Origin of the sequence: Halorientalis salina, assembly GCF_005049285.1 — an archaeon.
In the GTDB taxonomy this organism is placed as follows: domain Archaea; phylum Halobacteriota; class Halobacteria; order Halobacteriales; family Haloarculaceae; genus Halorientalis; species Halorientalis salina.
Window position 1 is genome coordinate 216,620 of the sequence record NZ_SOSC01000004.1, and the last position, 20,149, is coordinate 236,768.

The following is a 20,149-nucleotide window of genomic DNA, read 5'->3' on the forward strand; positions in this document are numbered from 1 at the left end:
GAGTGAGAGTCTCGAAGCGAGCGAGGTGCGACCACCGGGAGCACCTCGAAGCCCCACGTTTATTCACCAGCGGCCCCCACTACTCGGCAATGAGTCGCGCCCGCAAACCCGACTGGCTGAAGATGGCCCCGCCGTCGGGCGAGCGCTTTACCGACATCAAAGAAACCCTTCGGGATCACGACCTCCACACCGTCTGTGAGGAGGCGAACTGTCCGAATCTCGGGGAATGCTGGAGCGGTCGGGACGGTCCCGGCACCGCGACCTTCATGCTCATGGGCGACCGCTGCTCTCGGGGCTGTAACTTCTGTGACGTCCAGACCGGCGGGATGGAGCCGCTGGACCCCGAGGAACCCGAGAACGTCGCCGACGCCGTCGCCGAGATCGGCCTCGATTACGTCGTGCTCACGTCGGTCGACCGCGACGACCTGGCCGATCAGGGTGCCGGCCACTTCGCCGAGACCATCCGGGCGATCAAGGAACGCCAGCCGGACGCGCTCGTCGAGGTTCTGATCCCGGATTTCCGGGGCGAGGAACGCCTGGTCCGGAAGATCATCGACGCCGACCCGGACGTGATCGCCCACAACGTCGAGACCGTCGACCGCCTCCAGTGGCCGGTCCGAGATCGACGAGCAGGCTACGAGCAGTCCCTCTCGGTTCTCCGGCAGGTCGACCGCGAATCCGACATCCACACCAAGACCAGCCTGATGCTGGGCGTCGGCGAGTACGACCACGAGATCTACCAGACCCTGCGAGACCTTCGAACTGTGGGCGTCGACGTCGTGACGCTGGGCCAGTACCTCCAGCCCTCCCGGTCGCACCTGGAAGTCAGCGAGTACGTCCACCCCGACCGGTTCGACACCTGGGAGCGGGTCGCCGAGGAGGAACTGGACTTCCTCTACTGTGCCGCCGGGCCGATGGTCCGCTCGTCGTACCGCGCCGGGGAGCTGTTCGTCGAGGCGGTGCTTCGAGACGGCGAGTCGGTCGACGAGGCCTGAGAAATGGCAAAGCAGGCCTGAAACGAGTGGTTACGGCCCGTTGTCCGTCGAGACGATGACTACGGCCGGTCCGTCGGTCGACGCCGGACACGCGTCGGCGCGACGGACGGGAACGCTCCCGAGACTGCGAACCTCGTCGGTCGAGACCCCGTCCACCGATTCCAACAGGAGCACGATCGGGTACGCCCGGGTCTCGCCGCCCGCGAGGCGCGGGTCGTCGACCGGGCTGGCTGTCGACCTGCCGGCGACCACGACGGCCGACGCTCGCCCGGCGGGACCCGATCCCGACGACCCGGCGTACAGACAGGCGTCGTAGTTCGGCAGTCGCGCCGTGCGGGCGAAGTCGAACTCGTTCCGGGCCGTGACCGTCCCCAAGCGGACCAGCTCCTCTTTTTCAGCGTGGTCGCTCACTGCGTACCACCGCTCGTCGGGCGTCGAGAGGTTCACCGTCGACTCGGTGTCGAGTGAGACGGTCGGTCGTGGGCCAGCGAGGTCGTGGGCTATCGCACCGCCACCGACCAGCAGCAGGACCACCACGACCGGGACTGAAAACCGACGGTCGATGGGGTCGGCAGTTCGCAATCGCCACCGCACCGCGAGGAGGGCCGGCATCCCGACGCCAGCAGCGACGAACACGGCGAGCCCACCGAGCGGCCGGATGAGGGCTGCCGGGAGCACGAACGCGAAGACGGTCGCACCAGCGGCGGAGAGAGCCGTATCGAGTCCGCGGTACGGGAGCGCGTTACCCGCGAGCACGAACGCCACAGCCACGGTCGCCAGTGCGACGAGTGGGAGTGTCGTGGACAGCCAGTCGGGGACGCCGAGGACGAGCGCAGCGCCGACTGCCCCACCCGCTCCAGCACCGAACGTGGCAGACAGCGTGATGTGGTCCCAGATGGACTCGCCGGGCGAACCTCCAGGGACGGTGTCGTCGATCCCTCTCCCGGCACTGAATACGCCCACGATTGCCAGTACCGCGAAGTACAGCACCGTCTGGAAACCGAGCAGAATCTTGCTCACCCCGGCAAAGAACACCAGCGGTTCCAGTCGTCCCAGGGGCGGCCCGAACGCGACCAGGCCCAGGATGCACGTGAGGGCGGTCAGGAACTGCATGACGAGGAGTACCGAATCGGCGAGTGGTGGACGACGCTGCCGTTCGGTTGCCATATGGAATCAGGCAATCCGACTGACGGAATAAGTCTTGTGTGGTTGTCAGGAACGGCCGGCGCGCCCGAGCGACTGCCCGTCGAATCGCGATTGTTGTGAACATACCACATCGAAAACGTTCGTCCAGATATTTGCTGCTCTCTGCGACGTTTCTGTGTGTTCTTCGAGGATTTGTCCCGGACTCGCACGACCGGCCGGGCAAGATTGGCAGCTAGCGAAAGGTATTTGGGAAAATAATATTACCGAGCCAAGAGACGTTCTAGTATGCCTCGGAGGTTTTTCGTGTGAGTACGTTACAACGGGACCCGGGCGAACGGGTCGAGATCTTGGACGAGGAGGGACAGGTCCGGGACGGTGCGGACGTGCCGGACCTCTCCGAGACCGAACTCGTCGAGATGTACCGGGAGATCCGACTGGCACGACACTTCGACCGACGGGCGGTCTCGCTGCAGCGTCAGGGTCGGATGGGAACGTACCCGCCGCTGTCGGGTCAGGAGGCCTCACAGATCGCCAGTGCCCACGCGCTGGACGAGGCCGACTGGCTGTTCCCGAGTTACCGGGAGGCCGGTGCGGCGCACGTCCGCGGCATGAGTCTCAAACGCATCCTCCTGTACTGGATGGGCCACGAGATCGGGAACCTGGTTCCCGAGGACGTCAACATGTTCACGATGGCGGTGCCCATCGCCACCCAGATCCCCCACGCCACGGGGGCGGCCTGGGCCTCGAAACTCAAGGGGGAGGAGAAGGCCTTCCTCTGTTACTTCGGGGACGGCGCGACCAGCGAGGGCGACTTCCACGAGGGCCTGAACTTCGCTGGCGTATTCGACACCCCGACCGTGTTCTTCTGTAACAACAACCAGTGGGCCATCTCGGTCCCCCGCGAGCGCCAGACGGCGAGCGAGACGCTGGCGGGGAAGGCCCACGCCTACGGGTTCGAGGGCGTCCAGGTCGACGGGATGGACCCGCTGGCCGTCTACAAGGTCACTCGCGAGGCCGTCGAGAAGGCCAAGGACCCCTCAGAGGGCGAGCGTCGACCGACGCTCGTCGAGGCCGTCCAGTACCGCTTCGGCGCGCACACGACCGCCGACGACCCCTCGGTCTACCGGGACGACGAGGAAGTCGAGGAGTGGAAGCGCAAGGACCCGATCCCACGACTGGAGACGTTCCTGCAGGATCGGGGCATCCTCGACGACGAGCGGATCAGCGCCATCGAACAGGAGAACTCGGACCGAGTGGCCGAGGCCATCGACGAGGCCGAATCCGTCGCCCGGCCCGATCCCGAGGAGATGTTCGCACACGTCTACGCTGACATGCCCAAACGCTTACAGCAACAGCTGGAGTACTTCGAGCGCATCAGGGACACGCATGGCGACGACGCATTACTGGAGTGACACGGGGATGATATTATGAGTCAGACAACAGACACCGATACGCAGGATTTGACGCTCGTCCAGGCGGTTCGGGACGGGCTGTACGGCGAGATGGAACGGGACGAGGACGTGCTCGTGATGGGCGAGGACGTGGGCCGGAACGGCGGCGTCTTCCGTGCGACACAGGGCCTCTACGAGGAGTTCGGCGACGACCGGGTCATCGACACGCCGCTGGCGGAGTCCGGCATCGTCGGCACCGCCGTCGGCATGGCCGCCTACGGCCTCCGGCCGGTGCCCGAAATCCAGTTCATGGGGTTCATCTACCCCGCGTTCGACCAGATCGTCAGCCACGCCGCCCGCCTGCGCACCCGAAGCCGGGGGCGCTTTACCTGCCCGATGGTCGTCCGCGCCCCCTACGGCGGCGGCATCCGCGCGCCGGAACACCACTCCGAGTCGAAAGAGGCCTTCTTCGTCCACGAAGCAGGATTGAAGGTCGTCATCCCGTCGACGCCCTACGACACGAAGGGCCTCCTGGCGTCGGCCATCCGAGACCCCGATCCGGTGATCTTCCTCGAACCGAAGCTCATCTACCGGGCCTTCCGCGAGGAGGTCCCCGACGAGTCCTACACCGTCCCGCTCGGTGAGGCCGCCGTCCGCCGCGAGGGGTCGGACGTGTCGGTGTTCACCTGGGGCGCGATGACTCGGCCGACGATGGAGGCCGCCGACCAACTGGCCGAGGAGGGCATCGACGCCGAGGTCGTCGACCTCCGGACCCTCTCGCCGCTCGACGAGGACGCCATCGTCGAGTCGTTCAAAAAGACCGGTCGTGCCGTCGTCGTCCACGAGGCCCCCAAGACGGGTGGCCTCGCTGGCGAGATCATCGCCACCATCCAGGAGGAGGCCCTGCTCTACCAGGAGGCTCCCATCACCCGGGTCACGGGCTTCGACACGCCGTACCCGCTGTACGCTCTGGAGGACTACTACCTGCCCGAAGCCGCGCGCATCACGGACGGCATCCGCGAGGCCGTGGAGTTCTAGTATGCCGGTGGAGTTCAAACTCCCCGACGTGGGCGAGGGCGTCGCCGAGGGGGAGATCGTCCAGTGGCTCGTCGAACCCGGCGACACCGTCAGCGAGGACCAGCCGGTCGCCGAAGTCGAGACCGACAAGGCCGTCGTGGAAGTTCCCTCACCCGTCAACGGGACGGTCAAAGAACTGCGCGCCGAAGCCGGCGAGGTCGTTCCCGTTGGCGAGGTCATCATCGTCTTCGAGACGGACGGCGAGGAACCGTCGGACGTGGACGTGGGACCAGAAGCGACCGACGACGAGGCCGAACCCGAGGCTGACGACGAAGCGAGCGATGCGGGCGGCCGCGTCTTCGCCGCCCCGAGCGCCAGACGGCTGGCTCGTGAACTCGGCATCGACATCGGGACCGTCGAGGGGTCCGGACCGGGCGGTCGCGTCACCGAGCAGGACGTCCGAACTGCCGCCGAGTCGCCCGATGAGACGCCCGACGAGCCCGCGGAACCGGCCGCCGGAGGTGAAACCGGGGGCGCTAGTGACGCATCCGAAGCCGAGGGGGCGTCCAGTGCAGTGGAAACTACGGGTGCAGGCGATGCAGTGGAAACGGACCCCGGGGGTGGACGAAGGGGTGCCGGAGGGACCGAGCCGGCCGGCCGTGACCGGACGCTCGCGACGCCGGCGACGCGGAAGGCAGCGACGGAGGCCGGCGTCGACATCGACGACGTGCCGGCGACCGAACGGCGCGACGGCGAGGCGTTCGTTACTCCGGAAGCGGTCAGGGAGTACGCCGAGGCTCAGCAGGCCGCCCAGGCCGCCGACGCCGAACGGATCGCGGCGGCCGGGCGGGAAGAGAGCGGTGTCGCGGCCGGCGAGGAAGAGCGGCTTCCCTACCGAGGGGTGCGACGGGCCATCGGCGACCAGATGGAACGGTCGGCCTACACCGCCCCGCACGTCACCCATCACGACTCGGTCGACGTGACCGAACTCGTCGAAGCCCGCGCGGAGCTGAAAGAACGGGCCGAGGAGCGCGGCATCTCCCTTTCGTATCTCCCCTTCGTCGTCAAGGCGGTCGTCGCCGCGCTCGAGGAGTTCCCGATCCTCAACTCCCAGCTCGACGAGGAAAACGAACAGATCGTCACGAAGGGGTACTACAACGTCGGCATCGCCACCGCGACCGACGCGGGACTGATGGTGCCCGTTATCGACGACGCCGACCGGAAATCGCTCCTGCAGGTCGCCTCGGAGGCGAACGAACTCGCACAGAAGGCGCGGGACCGCTCGATCGCCCGCGAGGAGATGCAGGGCGGCACCTTCACGATCACCAACTTCGGGGCCATCGGCGGCGAGTACGCCACGCCGATCATCAACTACCCCGAGACTGCGATCCTGGGCCTCGGAGCCATCAAAGAGCGTCCGTGGGTAGTCGATGGGGAAGTCGAAGCCCGCCACGTCATGACGCTCTCGCTGTCCATCGACCACCGTGTCATCGACGGCGCGGAGGCCGCCCGCTTTACCAACACGCTTAAAGAATATCTGGCGAATCCGACGTTGCTATTGCTCGAATGACTCCTGTCGTAACGGGAATAAAACAGGCCACAGAGCGGCTATAACGGTTGTTACTCACATAATAAAAATTCGAAAGGACGTGAATATACTAACGGTTTATCAGATGTGGTAACCTCGGTGTAGCTAATGACTACCGAACAGCCGAGGACTGTACAATACGACTGGGAGGCGACGGAACCGAGCACCGCCATCGTAGAGACCGTCGCTGCTGTCAAGGGAGACGAAGCGAGTGAGATGAGGCCGCTGTTCACGACGATCGATCCGGACGCGGTCGATTCACTGATCGCGACCGACAACGACGCTCAGCGCTCCGAGGTCAGCGTCTCGCTGACTCTGGCCGGGTGTGAGGTGACGGTGTGGGGGCACGGCAAAATCTGTATTTTGGAGTCCGTGTCCGAATCTACGCGGTGAGCGAGGTCGGTTCTCGGCCGAATCCTGTTCGCACGTCACTCTCAGAGCGAGGTCCGGAAACCGAACGGTGAAGCGGGAGTCGGTAGCGACGAGCGAACTGAGTTGTAAACGGTGAGGAGACAGATTTGTCACGACACATGTTGGTAAATCCTCAAGAACGACCCAGTAAATCCACCGTGAGGGTGGACCGGCGCGCAACAGTGGGTGGTTGGGACACTCAACGATTGCGCGCCATGAGCGCGTTTACCCTCCCACAGTATAGTGCTTGTGTGATTAACTGAGTTACAGCGAAGTGGGGGTCGTGGAAACGTCACTGTCTTTTGGATAGGGTTCGTATTTCTCAGGAACTGTCGGGTTCTGCCCGACAGATGGTTGGGACACATGCACACGGACGAGACACAGGAAGAAGCCGTCGAGATGCTTCAGCAACTCGGGCTGAAGGAGTACGAAGCGAAGTGCTTCGTCGCACTGTCGCGCGTACCGAAAGCGACGGCGAAAGAAATCAGCACTGTTGCCGACGTACCCCGGACGCGGGTGTACGACGCGAACCGTATCCTCGAAGCCAAGGGCCTGGTGGAGGTGCAACACACCAACCCACAGCAGTTCCGGGCCGTCCCTATCGAGGAGGCCATGGCGACGCTCCGAGACGGGTTCGAATCCCGGATGGAGACGCTCCAGCAGACCCTCGAAGACATCGAACCGGCCGAGATGGAGGGCGAGTCGCTGGGCAACGAAGTGTGGTCGCTCACGGGCCAGCAGGCCATCCAGAACCGGACCCAGCAACTCATCGACGACGGGACCGGCGAGGTGGTGCTGGTCGTCGGGTCCGAAGAGGTACTCTCCGACCCACTGTTCGACTCCCTCCGCGAGGCCGTCGACCGAAACCTCTCCGTCTTCGTCGGGACGCTGACGTCGGAGCTTCAGGCACACGTCGAACGCGAAGTGCCCGACGCGACCGTGTTCGTCTCCGGGTTGGAGTGGTTACGCGGCGGCGGACCCAGCAGCCACGGCGCAGACGACACCGCCATCGGTCGACTCCTGCTGGTCGACCGCCAGGCCATCCTCGTCAGCTCGATCGACCCCGAGAACGCCGAGGAACACGTCGTCTTCGGCCGCGGCTTCGGGAACGGACTCGTGGTCATCATCCGCCGACTCATGTCGACGGGCCTGTTCGAGGGGCTCCAGAAAGCCGACGACTGACCCGGCGCGACCGACTCAGCTGACCGGGCAGGTGTCGATGCCCAGCAGCGAGTTGAGCGGGCATTTCTGCGTCAGCGCCGTTCCGAGGAACACGACGCCGATCAGCAGTGCGATCACGGCCAGTGCCGTACCGACGGTCCCTTCGGCGAGCGTCAACATGCCGGCCAGCGCTGCGATACCCAGGACCAGCAAGATCGGTCCGGCGACGAGTCGTGCGATTCGGTCGTATCCCCCAACGTTCTTGTCCATGATTGTGCCTCGTGTACACGATAGTGTGCATGAAACGTAAAGCTGTCTGCCATTCGCAGCTTCTGAGAGCGCGAGATTGCGACTCGTTGCCAACACTCGGGCCAGACAGCGTTCCAGGTCGTCGTCACTGCCCGTTTCGCAGACGGAACGGATCGGTACTGTTTAGCGTATTGTCACGAATGAATTTGGCATGCCCTCTCCACTGGACGCGCGCCGACTCGTCGAGGAGAGCGTCCCTGCTGGGGTCGCCCTGGTGTTCTGGAGTCTGCTGGCTGCAGTCCCTCGGGACTGGATCGCCCTCGGACTCAGACTCGCCGGCGTCGTCATGGCGCTTTCGTACGTCGTCGTCCGCGCCGTCGCGATCGCCGACTCACTCTCCGACGACGGGCAACCGGTCGACCCCGGCCCCGTCCTGCGAGAGAACGTCCCGGTCGCGCTGGCTGCCGGCGGCTGGTTCCTGGCGGCGATCATCAGCGGCGTCTTCTCGGGACTCCTCGCATCGTTGTTACAGGTCCCGTGGTTTCGGGAGATCTTCGATGCACTCTCGTTCGCACTCGCTGCTACCGGCGTCCTGACTGTCGTCTTCTACGCCGTTGCGGTCGGTACCATCCGGCTTCGCGGGCAGTCCGAGTCGACGAGTCAGCCGGTGGCGGAGTGACCAACCCGCACACTCAAAGCCCCGGCACTCGATTGGCTCGTGTATGGTCGTCGGCGACATCGCAACCGGGACGGACGTACTCGTCGTCGGCGCGGGGCCGGGCGGGTACACCGCCGCCATCCGCGCCGCACAGCTCGATCTGGACGTGACGCTCGTCGAAAAGGACGCCTACGGCGGGGCCTGCCTCAATCACGGCTGCATTCCCTCGAAGGCACTCATCTCGGCGACGGACCGCGCCCAGCAGGCCCGCGAGGGCGAGCACATGGGGGTCCACGCCGACCCCGCCATCGACATGGCGGGGATGGTCGCCTGGAAGGACGAGGTGGTCGACCAACTCACCAGCGGCGTCGAAAAACTCTGCAAGGGCAACGGCGTCAACCTCATCGAGGGCACCGCCGAGTTCGCCGACGAGCACACGGCCCGCATCGCCCACAGCGGGGAGGGCCAGGGCGCGGAATCCGTCGAGTTCGAACACGCTATCATCGCCACCGGGAGCCGTCCGATCGAACTCCCTGGCTTCGAGTTCGACGGCGAGCGGATCCTCTCCTCGCGGGAGGCGCTGGCGATGGACCGGGTCCCCGACCGGTTCCTCGTCGTCGGCGCGGGGTACATCGGGATGGAACTGGCGACGGTGTACGCCAAGGCCGGCAGCGACGTGACCGTCGTGGAGGCGCTCGACGGGGCGCTGCCGGGCTACGAGGCCGACGTGACACGCGTCGTCCGCAAGCGCGCCGAGGAGTTAGGCATCGACTTCCAGTTCGGTCAGAAAGCCGCCGAGTGGACCGAAACCGACGACGGCCTCACCGTCGTCACCGAGAGCGAGGACGGGACCGACGCCGAGTTCGACGCCGACGCCGCGCTCGTGGCGGTCGGTCGCCGACCAGTGACGGACACGCTCGCGATCGAGGACGCAGGCATCGAGACCGACGAGCGGGGGTTCATACGGACGGACGACCGCGCCCGCACCGACCAGGCGCACGTCTTCGCCATCGGCGACGTGGCCGGCGAGCCGATGCTCGCGCACAAAGCGATGGCCGAGGGCCACGTCGCCGCCGAGGTCATCGCCGGCGAACCCGCGGCGCTGGACCACCAGGCGATCCCGGCGGCGGTCTTTACCGACCCGGAAATCGGGACCGTCGGACTGACCGAGAGCGAGGCCGAAGCGGAGGGGTTCGAGCCGGTGGTCGGCGAGTTCCCGCTGCGGGCCAGCGGACGCGCGCTCACGATGGACGAGACCGAGGGGTTCGTCCGAATCGTCGCCGACGCCGACAGCGAGTTCATCCTCGGGGCCCAGATCGTCGCCCCCGAGGCCTCCGAGTTGATCGCCGAAGTCGGCCTGGCCATCGAGATGGGCGCGACCCTGGAGGACGTTATCGGGACGGTCCACACCCATCCCACCCTCGCGGAGGCCGTCATGGAGGCCGCCGCGAACGCCCGCGGGCAGGCCATCCACACGCTGAACCGGTGAGTACGTCACACGAGAGTGGACACGGTCTTCCAGCCAGTGGGGGCGAACCTCGCTTCCAAGGGTAACTGAGCGTTCTTGGCCGTCGATATCGTACCGCACGGACTGTCCCGACGCGGACGCCGACGGGACCGACGCGGACCCGACGCCCATTCGGAGGGCTAATCCGTTCGCGACTCCGTGCCGGTCGTGGCCAGATCGTTGCGGTATTCATCCGGGTATTTACCTCTCGAATCCACCTCCGTGCGGGTAAGCGAACGTTTCGCTGTCGGGTGGTTTGGTGTGGCGCGACGACCAGAAGAAATATACACCTAATTTGGAAAGAGCGGGGTAACTTGGTCGAGCATGACAATGGAAGAGGAGCACACTGACGACCGAATCGCCGATGCCGTCCTTTCGGGGTCGGCCTACGAGCGGCTTCGACTGCAGCGGCCGACGTACTTCACGCAGTCGGTGCCGAAAAAGCTGACCTGGCAGAGCGTCCTGCTGGGAGGGTTGGCCCTGCTGTTGCCGCTGTATCTGCTCTTCCCGGCGACCGTCGCGGAGTACCTCCCGACGACCGATCCCGTCCTGGCCTCGCCGAAGGTCATCGTGCTCGGACTGGTCGGGGCCGGCATCGAACTGTTCGCGGCGACGCTGCTCGTGGGAGTGACGCTGTTTCGCCTCCGTCACCATCCGCTGTCGGAGCCCCAGGCGCGAACGGTCCTCAACGTCGAGGACTTCGCGTCCTACGTGGGCTTTGGAACGGGCGGGATGGCCATCGCCATCACGCTCCTGTATTTCGCCCTCGGGCTGGCAGGCGGGGACGCCATCGCGAGTTACGTGACGACGATGGACGGCATCAACCCGTTCGTCGACTCCGGACTCGGACTCTCGGTCGCCGAACTCGCGGTGGTGTCCTTTCTGGGCTGTCTCGGTCTCCTCGGCGCGGGTCGGTACCTCCGACGGCGGCTGGTCGCACTGACGGCGTAGCAGCGACACCGCGGCGCTTTTCACGGCCTGGGGAGTTACCCGAAGGCATGGAGACACTCACGCTCGGTCCGGCTGGGACCTACTCCCATCGGGCGGCCACGGCCGTCTCCGACGACGTGGCCTTCACCGAATCGGTGACCTCGATCGTCGAGTCGGTCGCCGACGGGGAGTACGACCGCGGGGTCGTCCCCGTCGAGAACAGCATCGAGGGCAGCGTCACGGAGTCGCTCGATGCCTTCACGGAGCACGACATCGCCGTCGTCCGGGAACTCATCACGCCCATCCGCCACGCCTTGCTCGCCCAGGACGAGGAGTTCGACCTGGTCGTCAGTCACGCGCAGGCGCTGGCCCAGTGCCGGGGCTATCTCGACGAGAACTACCCCGAGGTGGCCATCGAGGCGGTCGCCTCGACCGCACGAGGTGTCGAGCGCGCACGCGAAGACCCGTCGGTCGCGGGCATCGGCCACCCGGACACGGCCGGTGACACCCTGAACGTCGTCGCCGAGGACATCCAGGATCAGGCCTCGAACGCGACGCGGTTCGTCGTCGTCGCGCCCGCCGCCGAACGCTCCGAGGCCGGCGGGAAGACCTCCCTCATCGTCTACCCGAACGTCGACTACCCCGGCCTGCTGCTGGAACTGCTCGAACCCTTCGCCGACCGGGACATCAACATGACCCGCGTCGAGTCCCGACCCAGCGGCGAGCGCCTGGGCGACTACGTCTTCCACATCGACATCGCCGCCGGCCTCTACGAGGAACGGACCCAGGCGGCACTGGCCGACATCGAAGCCATCGCCGAGAAGGGATGGGTCCGCCGACTCGGCTCCTACGACACCGAACACGTCGTCAACTGATCTGACCGGGCGGTGACCTGTCGGGAACGCCACCTACGTACAGCATTTTACCGTCCCCGTGGTAGCCACGGGTGGGACAGTCTCCCGTGAACCGTCATGAACCGACAGAACCCTTTCAGTGAGATCGAACGGATGTTCGACCAGCTCAGCCGCCAGATCGGCGAGTTCGAACCCCAGGGCGAGACTGGGGGCACCATCGCCATCGACGTGGCGGACACCGGCGACGCCTTCGAGGTAACCGCCGACATGCCGAGCTTCGAGAGCGACGATATCCAGGTCACACTCCCCGACGCGCGGACGGTCCGGATCGACGCCAGCCGCACGTCCGAAACCGAGACCGAAGAGGGGGACGACGAGATGCGATACATCCGCCAGGAGCGCCGCGAGCAGTCGATCAGTCGGTCGATTCCGCTCCCCGAGGACGTCGACGAGGCCGAGGCGTCGGCCGACTTCGACAACGGCGTCCTGACGATCCACCTGCCCAAGATGACCGGTGGCGACAGCACGAACATCCCCCTGAGCTGACGGCGAACCCGAACCGTGTTCCGGGCCGCCCGCGAACACCCGGCCATGCTCGCGGCAGGCGACCCCGCACCCGACGTAACGGCACGGAACCAGCACGGCGACCCCGCACCCGACGTAACGGCACGGAACCAGCACGGCGACCCCGTCGCTCCCGCCTTCGCGGAGCCGACGGTCCTGTACTTCTACCCCGAGGACGGGACGCCCGGCTGTACGACGGAGGCCCAGCAGTTCGAGCGCGAACGGGACGCCTACGCCGACGCCGGCGTGACGGTCTACGGCGTCTCGACGGACTCAGTCGAGTCCCACCGGGCCTTCGCCGAGGCCGAGGACATCGGGTTCGACCTGCTGGCCGACCCCGACGGCGAGGTCGCCGACGCGTTCGGCGTCGACCGAACCGCCCCCGCTGATTCGGCGCCCCGGACCACGTTCGTCCTCGAATCGGGCACCGTCCACCGCGTCTACACCGGCGTGAGCCCGGACGGACACGCCCGCGACGTGTTGCTGGACCTCCTCGACGACCAAATCGTATCGCTCGACTAACGATCGGTTTCGACGCGGCGGCCGAGAACTCCGGGCCGTCCTCGACGCGGAGACTGTCGATCCGGACAGCCACGCCGAGACGGTGCTGTCGACGCTTCGGGACTGCTTCGGGACGGACCGCCACCCGGGACTGATGGACGAGACGAATATACTATCAACTGACAACTATTTATTGTTGGAGAGTGAACAGGCGAACGAAATGACGCTGGAGCCGGATGGTGGGCCGTCGGGTGGGGCCGACGGAACTGGCGAACTGGACGGGAACGGAGGTGAGGAGTCGACAGCACACGGCCAGCCCCGGTATCAACTCGACGGCGACGGGCGGTTCGTCGACGTCAGTCCCGGGTTCGCGTCCCTCGTGGGGTGGGATCGCGAGTCGCTGCGTGGGGAACACGTCTCGACGGTGCTCGCCGACGGGGAGGCCGAGCGCTACGAGGTCGCCGTGGGGAGACTTCGAGAGGCCGGGCCGCTGTCCGAGATCGAACTGGCGGTGACGCTTCGGGGGTCGACGGGCGACCGACTGCCGTGTACGCTACAGTTCACGGGACTGGCCGGCGACGGGAGCGGCTGGGCGACTCTCACAACGGTGACGCCGCAGCCGTCGGGGAGCGATGGGGCGGCCAGCGAGTACGTGCGCGCACTCGGCGACGTGCTGGGGGGTGACGCGGACGTGGGCGTGTTCCTGGTCGACGAGTCCGCGACGGTTCAGTGGGCCAACGACACGGTTGCGGACTTTTTCGGCCTCGATCGCGAGCACCTGCTGGGCGCGGACAAGCGACGGCTCGTCCGCGACCGGCTCGGCGAGTCGGTCGCCGACCGTGAGGCGTTCGTCGAGACGGCACTGGACACGTACGACCACGACGAGAGGGCCGTCAGCTCCGAGTGTCGGATCGAAGTGGGACCCGACCGATCGGAGCGGTGGGTCGAACTCCACAGTCAGCCCGTCACGGACGGTCCGTTCGCCGGGGGCCGCATCGAACTCTACTGCGACATCACCGAGCGGAAACGCCGCGAGAAGACGCTCCTAGAGTACGAGTCGATCGTCGAGAACGTCCGGGATTTCGCGTTCACCATCGACGCCGACGGCCGGGTCTCCTACGTCAGTTCTCACATCGAGGACATGATGGATATCACCCCGGAGGGGTTCCGCGGGGAGCCGGTCGAGGTGGCGACTCGCAGGGTGTTCGCGGACGAGCGGGACCTGGAGACGTATCTGGCACTCGTCGACGACCTGCTCGCCGGGGAGCGCTCGGAGGGACGGGTCGAAGCCGCGCTGGCGACACCGACCGACGAGGACCGGATCGTCGACATTCGCCTGTATTCGGTCAGCCGGGGCGGCGAGGTCGAACTGCTCGTCGGGATGGTCCGGGATATCACGACGAAGGCCAGACAGCAGACCGAACTCGAGTACGAGCGGGACCTGTTCGAACAGTTGGTTCAGACTGCCCCGGTCGGCATCACGGTCCACTCTGCCGACGGGGAGATCGTCCGGGCGAACGAACGCGCCGAGACGGTGCTCGGACTGGACACCGAGGACCTGCTGGGTGTGGGGAGTGCGGACCTCGACTGCACGTTCGTCGAGGCGGACGGGACGGAGATCCTGCCGAGAGACCTGTCGTGCAGACGCGTCCTCGACACCGGTGAGCCGGTGTACGACGACGAGTGTGCCGTGGTCCGGCCCGACGGGGAAAAGCGGTGGCTCTCGGTCAACGCAGCACCGGTGCGGGGCGCTGACGGATCGATCGAACGGGTCGTCGGTGTCTTCGTCGACATCACTGAACACCGCGAACGCGAGCGCGAACTCGAAACGGAGCGGGCCTTCACCGAAGCCATCCTCGATTCGGTGCCGGACATGGTGTACGCCTTCGACACCAGTGGCCGGTTCATCCGCTGGAACGACCACGGTCTCGAGGTCAGCGGCTACGACGAGGACGAACTCGCGGGCAAGCACGTCCTCGATTTCGTCCCCGACGCGGACCAGGAGCTGATCTGGGACGCGATCGAGGAAGTCTACGACGACTCGGTCGAACGACGTGAGACGCGACTGGTGACCAAGGGCGGCCGGGAGATTCCCTACGAGTTCAGCGCCGCGCCGATCGTCGACGAGGGGGGCGAACTGTTCGGGTTCGCCGGCGTCGGGCGGGACATCTCCGACCGGAAGGCACGCGAGCGCCGACTCAGGGAGCAAAACGAGCGGCTGGAGCGACTCAACCGAATCAACGCGGTCATCCGCGACATCGACCAGGCGCTGGTGAGCGCGTCGACGAGAGACGAGATCGAACGGACAGTCTGTGAACGACTGGCTGCGGCCGACACCTACCGGTTCGCCTGGATCGGACGCGAACAGCAGACCGACGGGACCATCGCGCCGAAGGCGACGGCCGGCCAGGCCGACGGCTATCTGGACGCGGTCACCGACCGGACCGACGGCTCGGTCCCCCGACAGGGGCCAGTCGGGCGCGCCCATCGGACGCGCGAGATACAGGTCTGTCAGAACGTGACCGACGCCCCGGCCTTCGAACGCGACCTGATCGATGCCTACGACTTCCGGTCGGTCGCGTCGATCCCCATCGTCTACGAGGACACGCTGTACGGCGTCCTCTCGGTGTACGCCGCCGAGCCGTTCAGCTTCGGCGAGATCGAACAGGCCGTCCTCGCGGAACTCGGCGAGACCATCGGGCACGCGATCAGCGGGCTGCAGGCGAAGCGGGCGCTGGTGACCGAACGCGTCACGGAACTCACCGTCGAGATCCGCGATCCGGATCGGTTCGTCTTCGCGCTCTCCGCGCGAGCAGACTGTACCCTCTCGTTCGAGGGCGGGGTGTTCCAGTCAGACGGCGGCCTGCTGTACTACATCACCGTCGACGGTGTCGACGCCGACCGGATCCGCGAGGTGGCCGCCGACTTCGAGTACGTCGATCACCTGCGGGTCGTCAGCGAGTACGACGACGTCTGCGTCATCGAGATGCAGCCGCCGATCCCGTCGACGCTCGAAACGGTGACCGACCACGGCGGGGCCATCACGGACGCGACGGCCAGCGACGGGACGGTCACGGTAACCATCGAACTCCCGGGTGCGAGCGACGTACACGAACTACTGGACTCTCTCGAAGGCCGGTTCGACGAGGTGGAACTGCGGTCCCAGCGCGAGACCGAACAGTCGGTACAGACGCGCCACCAGTTCCGGGAGACGCTGACCGAACGATTCACCGACCGGCAACAGGCGGCGTTAGAGATCGCCTACTACGCCGATTACTTCGACTGGCCGCGGGGCAGCACCGGCGAGGAACTGGCGAACGCGCTGGACGTCTCCGCGCCGACGTTCCACAAACACCTCCGACTCGCCGAGCGGAAACTCGTCGGCGCTATCCTCGACGACGGTCGTCCGGAGCGTCGGGATTAATTCTTTAGCCATCTAGCTCATGGGAGTAGGCGCTCAATATATAGCTGCAATGACTGAAAATGGGGGGCTACGGAGTTGCGGCGAATCGACCGGCGGAACAGCGCAGCTACGGCTGGAGGGGCCGTCACGCGACGATCTGTTCGAATCACTCGCGGACGCTCGACGACGGCGGAGCCTGGCGTACCTGCGGGCCGAGGAGGGCGTCGTGTCGGTCGAGGAACTCGCGAAACACGTCGCAGCGGCCGAGCGCACCGGGGGGGAGCGCGTGTCGCCGTCCGATCGCAAACAGGTCGCGACCTCGCTGTACCACGTCCACCTGCCGAAGCTGATCGACAGCGGGCTGGTCAGCTGGCAGGACCCGAACGAACGGGAGATGGTCAGAGCGACCGATCTCGGCCAGTCGCTCTCGACTGAACTGTCCTGGATGCCGACGAACGCGACGGGCGACGACTGAGCGCGCCTTCGGGGGTGAGACCACGACGCTACGGAATGTATCCGGGGTCGACGGGCCAGCCGTTGGGGGCGGCTGGCTGACGAGCGGTGCACGGGTCAGTCCTCGCGCAGGCGGGATGGTAGTTATTTTAGGCAGCCGTCCAGAACCGACTACTATGGATTACGAGCCAGGGGATCTGGAGGAATCGTGGCGACAGCGGTGGGCCGAGGAGGGGCGCTACGAGGCCGACCCGTCCGACGACGACGCGACCTTCATCACAGTGCCGTACCCGTATCCCAGCGGTGGGATGCACATCGGCCACTGCCGGACCTACACCGTCCCGGACGTGTACGCCAGGTACCGGCGACTGCAGGGCGACAACGTGCTCTTTCCCATCGCCTGGCACGTCACCGGGACGCCCATCATCGGGGCCGTCGAGCGCCTGAAGAAAGGCGAAGAAGACCAGTTGTCGGTCCTGCAGGACACCTACAACGTCCCCGAGGGCACCCTCCAGGACCTGGAGACGCCGATGGGGTACGCCCGCTACTTCATCGAGAACCACTACAAGAGCGGCATGTCCCAGCTCGGCCTCTCCATCGACTGGCGGCGTGAGTTCACCACCAACGACGAGCGCTACTCGAAGTTCATCACCTGGCAGTACGAGACGCTCAGAGACCGGGGGCTCATGGAGCGGGGCCTCCACCCGGTCAAGTACTGCACCGACGAGGAAAACCCGGTCACCACCCACGACATCCTGGAGGGCGAGGAGGCCGAGTTCCAGGAGTACACCCTGGTGAAGTTCGAAACCGAACTCGACGGCGACGCCGTCACCGCCCCGATGGCGACGCTCCGCCCCGAAACCGTTCGGGGCGTCACGAACGCCTACGTCAACCCCGACGGTGAGTACGTGCGCGCAACCGTCGACGGCGACGAGTGGGTCGTCTCCACCGAAGCCGTCGAGAAACTCCGGCTGCAGGACCGCGAGGTCGAGGTCACGGCGGAGTTCACCGGCGAGAAACTCGTCGGGGAGACGGTCACCAATCCCATCACGGGCGACGAGGTCATCGTTCTGCCCGCAACCTTCGTCGACACCGACAACGCCACGGGCGTCGTCATGTCCGTGCCCGCCCACTCGCCGGACGACTACCTCGCCCTGCAGGAAGCGAAAGCCGACGACGGGCGCATGGAGCAGTACGGCATCGACCCGGCCGACGTGGCGGCCATCGAGCCGATCCCGATCCTCGACATCGAGGGCTACGGGGAGATCCCCGCGAAATCGGCCGTCGAGGAGGCCGGCATCGAGTCCTCCGAGGACCCGGATCTTGAAGACGTGACGGCCGACCTCTACCAGGCGGAGTTCCACGACGGCGTCATGCACGACGACTACGGCGAGTTCGCCGGCATGACCGTCGAGTCGGTTCGCGAGGAGTTCCGCGCCCACTACCAGGGCTCGGGCGAGTTCGACGAGATGCACGAGTTCACCGAGGAGGTCGTCTGCCGCTGTGGCGGCGACGTGGAGGTGGCCAAACAGGACACCTGGTTCCTGCGGTACAACGACGAGGACTGGAAGGCAAAGGCCCACGACGCCGTCGCGAACCTGGAGGCCATTCCCGAGAACACCCGCGAGCAGTACGACCACACCATCGACTGGCTCAACGAGTGGCCGGCCATCCGCAACTACGGGCTGGGCACGCGACTGCCGTGGGACGAGGACTTCGTCATCGAGCCGCTGTCGGACTCGACCATCTACATGGCGTACTACACCATCGCCCACCGGCTCGACGAGATCCCGGTCGAGGAGCTTACGCCCGACTTTTTCGACGCGCTGTTCTATGGCGAAGACGCGGTCGACGAGCCCGACGAGCGCGCGCTGGAACTGCGCGAGGAGTTCGAGCACTGGTACCCGGTCGACTTCCGCTGTTCGGCCAACGACCTCATCCAGAACCACCTCACCTTCTTCCTGTTCCACCACGCCGAACTGTTCGACCCGGACAACTGGCCAGAGGGCATCACCATCATGGGCATGGGCCTGCTCGAGGGCCAGAAGATGTCCTCCTCGAAGGGTCACGTGGTCCTGCCCTCGAAGGCAATCGAGGAGTTCGGGGCCGACACGGTTCGCTTTTTCCTGTTGAACTCCGCGGAGCCGTGGCAGGACTACGACTGGCGGGCCGACGCCGTCTCCAGTACTCGGGACCAACTGGAGCGGTTCTGGTCGCGCGCCCAGGAGGTCATCGACTACGACATCGAAGAGATGGTCGAGATCACGCTGGAGGTCGAGGGCGAGGAGAGCGAGGCACGGAGTGCCTCGGAAACCAAGACCGACGTGGCGGTCGACGAGGACGCCCGTCCGGACCTCGAACACATCGACCGCTGGCTGCTCTCGAAGCTTCAGGGCACAGTTCGGGAAGCGACCGAGGCCATGGAGGGCTTCGAGACCCGTACCGCGAGCCAGACGGTCTTCTATGGGTTCGAGGAACACCTCAAGTGGTACCGTCGCCGGGCGGACCTCTCTCGGGAGGGTGCGAAGTGGACGCTGCGAGAGGTCCTGCGGACCCGGCTGCGCCTGCTCTCGCCGTTCGTGCCGTTCATGACTAACGAACTCCACGAGCAGTTGACCGGCGAACCGGCCGAGGACGCCGCCTGGCCCGAGGTAACTCCCGAGTTCGAGGACGAGGCGACAGAACGCGAGGAGCAACTGATCGAGCGGCTAACCGACGACGTCCACGACATCGTCGACGTGACGGGGACCGACCCCGACACCATTCGGGTGTACGCCGCGGCCGACTGGAAACGCGACGTCTTCGACACCGTCCGGGAGACCGGCACGGACATCGGGGCGGTCATGGGCAACGTCATGGAGGACCCGGACCTCCGCGAGAAGGGCGACGCCGTCAACGACCTCGTCCAGGACCTCGTGGAGGTCGTCCGCGAGCGCGACGAGGCGGAACTGCAAGCCCTGTCCGACATCGACGAACTGGCCGTCTACGCCGAGGCCGAGGCGTTCCTCGAACGCGAGTTCGACGCCGACGTCGAGGTGTACGCCGAGGACGACGCCGACATCACCGATCCCGACGACAAGGCCGACAGCGCCGTCCCCTTCCGTCCGGCCATCCACCTGGCGTAACTGTCCCCCGTTTTCGACCGAGTTCGTCGCTCGCTGACCGGCAGGGCTGTCCGGTGAGACTATCTTACCTCGAAGAAACATAAATGAATAAAACAACAGTTTATATAAGATACGTCTCCGTTCTTCGAACAGTCCAGACGCGAGGGACGTGTCGTCTCCGGCCCAACGGGGCCGTACGATAGATTCGGGCACGATG

The 20,149-nt window shown here is 65.9% G+C and carries 17 protein-coding genes; 15 read left to right on the top strand and 2 right to left on the bottom strand.

From position 1 onward, the window contains the following. Positions 1–89: 89 nt before the first annotated feature. Positions 90–995 carry a lipoyl synthase gene (gene lipA, locus E2481_RS10420; protein ID WP_136717075.1) on the top strand — a complete coding sequence of 302 codons (906 nt, stop codon included), beginning with the start codon at positions 90–92 and terminating at the stop codon, positions 993–995. Between the two features lie 30 nt (positions 996–1,025). Here lipA and E2481_RS10425 read toward each other — a convergent pair whose 3' ends face one another. Next, a complete protein-coding gene (locus tag E2481_RS10425) occupies positions 1,026–2,162 on the bottom strand; it encodes a hypothetical protein (RefSeq protein ID WP_136717076.1) in 1,137 nt (378 codons plus the stop codon). A 284-nt stretch (positions 2,163–2,446) separates the two neighbouring features. On the opposite strand from E2481_RS10425, the gene pdhA reads away from it, so the two are divergent. The 5 genes from pdhA to E2481_RS10450 all read left to right on the top strand — a co-directional run bounded on the left by pdhA (position 2,447) and on the right by E2481_RS10450 (position 7,730). Continuing rightward, on the top strand, positions 2,447–3,553 hold the full coding sequence (pdhA, locus tag E2481_RS10430) for a pyruvate dehydrogenase (acetyl-transferring) E1 component subunit alpha (protein WP_136717077.1): 1,107 nt from the start codon (positions 2,447–2,449) through the stop codon (positions 3,551–3,553). Positions 3,554–3,568: 15 nt separating this feature from the next. Next, positions 3,569–4,570 carry an alpha-ketoacid dehydrogenase subunit beta gene (locus tag E2481_RS10435; RefSeq protein WP_136717078.1) on the top strand — a complete coding sequence of 334 codons (1,002 nt, stop codon included), beginning with the start codon at positions 3,569–3,571 and terminating at the stop codon, positions 4,568–4,570. 1 nt (position 4,571) lies between these two features. Then, positions 4,572–6,119, top strand: a complete 1,548-nt coding sequence (locus tag E2481_RS10440; RefSeq protein WP_136717079.1) for a dihydrolipoamide acetyltransferase family protein — start codon at positions 4,572–4,574, stop codon at positions 6,117–6,119. A 126-nt stretch (positions 6,120–6,245) separates the two neighbouring features. Further along, the gene (locus tag E2481_RS10445; protein ID WP_136717080.1) at positions 6,246–6,530 is read left to right on the top strand and encodes a HalOD1 output domain-containing protein; all 285 of its coding nucleotides are present in this window, start codon (positions 6,246–6,248) and stop codon (positions 6,528–6,530) included. Positions 6,531–6,911: 381 nt separating this feature from the next. Continuing rightward, the gene (locus E2481_RS10450; protein WP_136717081.1) at positions 6,912–7,730 is read left to right on the top strand and encodes a TrmB family transcriptional regulator; all 819 of its coding nucleotides are present in this window, start codon (positions 6,912–6,914) and stop codon (positions 7,728–7,730) included. A 15-nt stretch (positions 7,731–7,745) separates the two neighbouring features. Here the strand turns inward: E2481_RS10450 and E2481_RS10455 are convergent, their stop codons facing one another. Continuing rightward, complete coding sequence (locus E2481_RS10455; protein ID WP_136717082.1) at positions 7,746–7,979, bottom strand: YgaP family membrane protein; 234 nt, start codon at positions 7,977–7,979, stop codon at positions 7,746–7,748. Positions 7,980–8,169: 190 nt separating this feature from the next. Between E2481_RS10455 and E2481_RS10460 the strand changes: the two genes are divergently transcribed. From E2481_RS10460 to leuS, 9 genes are all read left to right on the top strand, one after another. After that, entirely contained in the window at positions 8,170–8,637 is a 468-nt protein-coding gene (locus tag E2481_RS10460; protein WP_136717083.1) for a hypothetical protein, read from the top strand. A 43-nt stretch (positions 8,638–8,680) separates the two neighbouring features. Then, complete coding sequence (gene lpdA / locus E2481_RS10465) at positions 8,681–10,105, top strand: dihydrolipoyl dehydrogenase (RefSeq protein ID WP_136717084.1); 1,425 nt, start codon at positions 8,681–8,683, stop codon at positions 10,103–10,105. Positions 10,106–10,447: 342 nt separating this feature from the next. Beyond that, positions 10,448–11,074 (top strand): hypothetical protein, encoded by a 627-nt coding sequence (locus tag E2481_RS10470; RefSeq protein ID WP_136717085.1) that lies wholly within the window; start codon positions 10,448–10,450, stop codon positions 11,072–11,074. A gap of 47 nt (positions 11,075–11,121) precedes the next feature. Then, positions 11,122–11,928, top strand: coding sequence for a prephenate dehydratase (gene pheA / locus E2481_RS10475; RefSeq protein WP_136717086.1), 807 nt, complete (start codon positions 11,122–11,124; stop codon positions 11,926–11,928). A gap of 96 nt (positions 11,929–12,024) precedes the next feature. Further along, on the top strand, positions 12,025–12,453 hold the full coding sequence (locus tag E2481_RS10480; RefSeq protein ID WP_136717087.1) for an Hsp20/alpha crystallin family protein: 429 nt from the start codon (positions 12,025–12,027) through the stop codon (positions 12,451–12,453). A 45-nt stretch (positions 12,454–12,498) separates the two neighbouring features. Continuing rightward, a complete protein-coding gene (locus E2481_RS10485; RefSeq protein WP_136717088.1) occupies positions 12,499–12,993 on the top strand; it encodes a peroxiredoxin in 495 nt (164 codons plus the stop codon). Between the two features lie 199 nt (positions 12,994–13,192). Next, entirely contained in the window at positions 13,193–16,396 is a 3,204-nt protein-coding gene (locus E2481_RS10490) for a PAS domain S-box protein (RefSeq protein WP_169302418.1), read from the top strand. Between the two features lie 49 nt (positions 16,397–16,445). After that, positions 16,446–16,850, top strand: a complete 405-nt coding sequence (locus tag E2481_RS10495; RefSeq protein WP_136717090.1) for a DUF7344 domain-containing protein — start codon at positions 16,446–16,448, stop codon at positions 16,848–16,850. Between the two features lie 154 nt (positions 16,851–17,004). Next, entirely contained in the window at positions 17,005–19,953 is a 2,949-nt protein-coding gene (gene leuS / locus E2481_RS10500; RefSeq protein WP_136717091.1) for a leucine--tRNA ligase, read from the top strand. The last annotated feature ends 196 nt before the right edge of the window (positions 19,954–20,149 follow it).